The 4,601-nt window shown below is 49.3% G+C and carries 4 protein-coding genes and 2 pseudogenes; 1 reads left to right on the plus strand and 5 read right to left on the minus strand.

Going from position 1 to position 4,601, the window contains the following annotated elements; all coding sequences use genetic code 11:
- Nucleotides 1-2,032, plus strand: a pseudogene (locus RMO35_RS03030) (WD40 repeat domain-containing protein); the annotation flags it as partial.
- A 142-nt stretch (nucleotides 2,033-2,174) separates the two neighbouring features.
- Here the strand turns inward: RMO35_RS03030 and RMO35_RS25155 are convergent.
- The 5 genes and pseudogenes from RMO35_RS25155 to RMO35_RS03050 all read right to left on the minus strand — a co-directional run.
- A pseudogene (locus tag RMO35_RS25155) lies at nucleotides 2,175-2,348 on the minus strand (GNAT family N-acetyltransferase); the annotation flags it as partial.
- 36 nt (nucleotides 2,349-2,384) lie between these two features.
- Nucleotides 2,385-2,888 (minus strand): hypothetical protein, encoded by a 504-nt coding sequence (locus RMO35_RS03035; RefSeq protein ID WP_309738465.1) that lies wholly within the window; start codon nucleotides 2,886-2,888, stop codon nucleotides 2,385-2,387.
- A gap of 22 nt (nucleotides 2,889-2,910) precedes the next feature.
- Nucleotides 2,911-3,330: a VOC family protein gene (locus RMO35_RS03040; protein WP_309738467.1), complete on the minus strand. Its 420-nt coding sequence runs from the start codon at nucleotides 3,328-3,330 to the stop codon at nucleotides 2,911-2,913.
- Between the two features lie 37 nt (nucleotides 3,331-3,367).
- Complete coding sequence (locus RMO35_RS03045; RefSeq protein ID WP_309738468.1) at nucleotides 3,368-4,252, minus strand: alpha/beta hydrolase; 885 nt, start codon at nucleotides 4,250-4,252, stop codon at nucleotides 3,368-3,370.
- 71 nt (nucleotides 4,253-4,323) lie between these two features.
- On the minus strand, nucleotides 4,324-4,601 hold a 278-nt coding region (locus RMO35_RS03050), incomplete at its 5' end, for a nuclear transport factor 2 family protein (RefSeq protein ID WP_309738469.1).

Genomic DNA, 4,601 nt, shown 5'->3' on the forward strand with positions numbered 1-4,601 from the left:
TGATTTTTCCGGTTTGTGTATTCGGCAAGCCTATCTACTCGGCATGAATTTACACGATACTAATTTTGCGAACACCGATTGGGCAAACTCAGTTTTTACCGAAACTTTTGGCAGTATTCATGCAGTCGCATTTAGTCCAAACGGCTGCTATTTGGCTAGCGGCGATTTCAACGGCGATATTCGGTTGTGGGATGCTCGCACTTATCAACTGCGATCGATCTTGCGCGGCCATACCAATTGGGTACGAGCGGTGACTTTTGGCCCAGATAGTCAAACGCTAGCCAGCGGTGGTTTTGACTGCACCATCCGTCTCTGGGATGTCAATACTGGTGAGTGCTTGCGGACATTTGCCGATCGAACACAGGCGATTCGATCGCTGGCATTCAGTCCCGATGGCAACATCTTAGTCAGTGGCAGTGACGATATTCTAGCCAGCGGTAGTGATAACTGCACCGTGAGACTCTGGGATGTGAACACTGGTGAGTGCTTGCAGAAATTCACTGACTATACCGAAGCAGTCTACTCAGTAGCCTTCAGTCCCGATGGTCGAACCATTGCCAGTGGTGATGCCAATTCAAGTATTCGGCTTTGGAATATCCACAAAGGACAATGCGTTGGAACATGGGGGACTCATCAAGGCATAGTCTTTTCAGTAGCATTTAGTCCAGATGGTCGAACCATTGCCAGCGGCGGTAATGATGCCACCGTCAAGCTCTACGATGCCAGCACTGGCGAGTGTTTGAGAACTTGTTTGGGACATAGCGACGAATTGAAGTCGGTCATCTTTAGTCAAGATGGCCAAACGCTCATCAGCGGTGGCAAGGATCGAAACATCAAACTGTGGGATGTGCTGACTGGACGGTGTTTGAAGACGCTGGTTGGGCATGAGGATTGGATTTGGTCGATCGCTTGTGACGCGACTCATCAGATTGTGGCTAGCGGTAGTGAAGATCGCACGGTTAGACTCTGGAACCTGAGTACTGGCAAGTGTCTGAGAGTTTTAAAAGGCTATGCAAATACGATCTATGCGATAGATTTTGTCCCCCCACCTCTACCAAATATTGCCGCTCCTCAAGCGGTGCTAGCCACTGGATACTTTGGCGGAGCATTACGACTCTGGAATATCCAGGACGATCGATCTACGAGTTTGAGCGGTCATAATAGTTCCATCAGAACATTAGCCTTCAGTCCAGACGGTCAGCTCCTAGCTAGTGGGGGAAGCGGTGACGATCCGATTATCAAACTTTGGCGCGTCCGCGATGGCAAGTGCTGCCACATTCTAGCCGGACATACCGATGGCCTTTGGTCGGTGGCATTTAGTCCCGACAGCCAAATCCTTGCTAGTAGTAGCTCAGACCATACGATTAGACTCTGGAGTACACTAACGGGTGAGTGTCTCCAGATTTTGGCAGGGCATAAAGATTGGGTCACATCGGTAGCCTTCATTGTCTCCCCACCGATGTTGGTGAGTGGGAGTAGAGATCGCACGATCTCGTTTTGGAATATCCAGACGGGTGAATGTATCCGTACTTTGCAGGGGCAGCAACTAGGGATTGTCTCGATCGCAGTGAGTCCCGATCGCGATATTTTGGTTAGTGGTAGTGTCGATCGTACCGTGGCTCTTTGGAATATTAATACTGGTGAATGTTTCCAAGTGTTGCCCGGTCATCAAGCGTTCGTTTGGTCTGTGGCTTTGAGCACCGATGGACGACTGTTAGCCAGTGGTAGCTATGACGGTACCGTTAGGCTCTGGGATGTGGGCAGCGGGAAATGTCTAAGGATCTTGCAGGGTCATACACATGGTGTGTTTGGAGTGGCGTTTGTGCCCCACTACAGCGCAGATTTTGCCGAGCGTCAGTTGCTAGCCAGTACTGGTACCGATGCTACCATTAGATTCTGGGATGTCGCTACGGGTGAATGCGTCAAAATCATTCGATCGCCGCGACCATATGAAGGGATGAATATTCGGGGCATCCAAGGATTGACGGCTGCCCAGCAGGAGAATTTAACAGCTCTAGGCGCGATCGGATAAAATCCATTAGCGATCTTTGAGGGCGATCTTCAGCTAGAAACGTTTGTGTTACATCCGTCCTAAAGGAATTGCTCGATCGTAATTCTGTCTAACGTTGCCCATCACCCGCCGCAAATAACCTCGAACGCTTAACAGACAACCTCTCATCGTCAGCAACATAGGTGAATCGGCTCGAACACACCTCTACCCAGTTTCTAAAGTAGATATCATCAGGTGCCCACGCCCTGACCTGTTTGCTTGAGTAATCGTGGACATTAATTTCACGAACTGTTTCATGGAACAGTTGCGCTATTTGTTCGGCATCCTGTGCCCAAATTGAGAAAGATTGAGATCGATCGGCGAGTCATTCAATTTATTTGCTTGTTGATGACCAGATCTTCATACCTGCTCCAGCAAAACCAATGCCGAAGATTACCCCAGACAGGACAAATAATAATTTAAGACCGGGGATAAAATAACCCATGAATCCAACGATCGTCGAAAGTATCCACAAGACCGATACCCAGCGGGGGAGCTTTCTGGCGATCCAAGAGCCAATTGCAAACAAGCTCATACCGACTGTAAATATTGATGCGCCGATCGGATATAAACTAACTCCAGCGATCGATCCGGTGCGGATAATTGCAATCCCAACGATCGCGAGTAGAAATCCGCACAAACCCCACGATCGAGATTGCCGATACTGAAAACTATAAATACCCACGATCCCAAATAGGAGAAAAATATCGGTCAACAGGTAAAGAATGGAGATCGTTACATTAGGATTACTGCTGGCTAAAAACGAATTTACGCCGCGCAAGATTCCGGCAAATATCGCACTGAGTCCGCCTAATCGAATTAGATTTGTACTAGACATTCTATCTATCTCCCGTACTATTTTATGGAGTCTGTTCTACGGTCAATCCGATTTCTTGTCCGTAAGATAGTTCGAGCGTATGACCGTCTGGATCTCTTAAAAAAGCCCAGTAGCCAATCGGATATCCAGAATCTTTGGGTTCCTGAAGCAGAACACCTTCCTGTTTTGCTTTGTCGCAAAGAGCGTCGATAACTTCCCGACTTTGACACCCGACTCCCAGATGTGCGAGGGGAGATAGAACTGACTGCACCGAACTTGTCTGAATCAGCACGATCGCAAACGGACGAGTTTTATCGCAAAGCCATACGACTGCAACACCTGTTTCGGCATCTATACGGCGATGGATTACTTGCATTTGGGCGTAGATAGCATAAAACTGAATACTACGATCGATATCTGTAACTGGGAGTGCGATGTGAGTTAGTCCGAGATCGATCGTCATAATTTACCTCACGCTTTATTGATGTATATATTTATTTTTAAATATCGATCTTCTGTGATTCTTTGTTCTTTAACTTCAGCATCGAAAGCACAGCATTCACAACCCGATCGCCAGCTTCAGATCCAGGCGCAATGAGTTCAAAATGGGATGTGTTTTCGATCGATGCAAAGGTCACATCGTCACCTGTTTTTCTGGCTGCTTCCGCATATTTTTGTCCTAACCACGGCGGGACAACTTTATCTTGTGCGCCATAAACTAAGACCTGCTTCACTCCTAGCGGCAAAAGATGGGATGGCGATGCTAGTCGATACCGATCGGGCACTTCCGTAGGTGAGCCGCCCATCAGCCTTGTAATGACTGGTTCGCCACAAGACTGGTTCTGCATTGGCAGAAACGCTTCTAGATCTACTACACCTGCCAGATTAACGACACCTAAGACACGCAACGGATCTTCAAACAAAAAGTGACTCTGTTGGGGCAACCGATGCCGAGCGGCTGCCCAAGTTCCCAGATGCCCGCCCGCAGAATGACCGACGATAACCACCCGCTTCAAGTCTAGCGCGTAGGGTTTAGCCAGCACTCGTAAGTAATCGATCGCATTGGCGACATCCTCAAATGTCCCCGTCCATCCACCCCCTGGAACATCGATTTGACGATATTCAATATTCCAGGTGGCGATCCCGTGGTGAGTTAACGCTGAGGCAAGAGCCGCCGTGTTCTGAAGATCGGCAGTGAGATCGCCGTGTCGGTATTTCCAGCAGCCGCCATGAATCACAACGGCAACGGGGTGACTCCCTAGAGCCTGCGGCAGTCGCAGATCGCCAAATTGAGAAGGTGCGCTCCCATAGTGGATTCGCCGATCGGCTGGCGATGATGGGAGTCGATCGATCTGCTGAGGACTGAGAAATTGAGCTGCTGCCATAGTTGAATGACTCCGATTGGTAAGAGTTTGAATGTCGTTTTTCGCAATGCCATCCCTCCTGTCTTCGTAACTCATGTTAACTTTGCCGAATGGTCAGTGTCGGTAACGCCCAGTGCGAGTGCAGCCGCCTGCTTTAAACTAATGCCGTTCGCCAGCGGATCTGCGTGCCGATGCACGAGTTGCCATGCGTCCGCTTCACGACGAAATACTTGCGTGACCCGCAGCGACCAGTCTTGCTTGGGCAAGCCTCCGACCTCAGCACACACCCGCTCGATGGTCACAAGTACGGCGAAATCTGCTGTGGCGTAGGTTGTGACTACCTCTTGGTCGAATGTGCCGGACTTAAAGA

The sequence above is a fragment of the Chamaesiphon sp. OTE_20_metabat_361 genome, assembly GCF_031364565.1.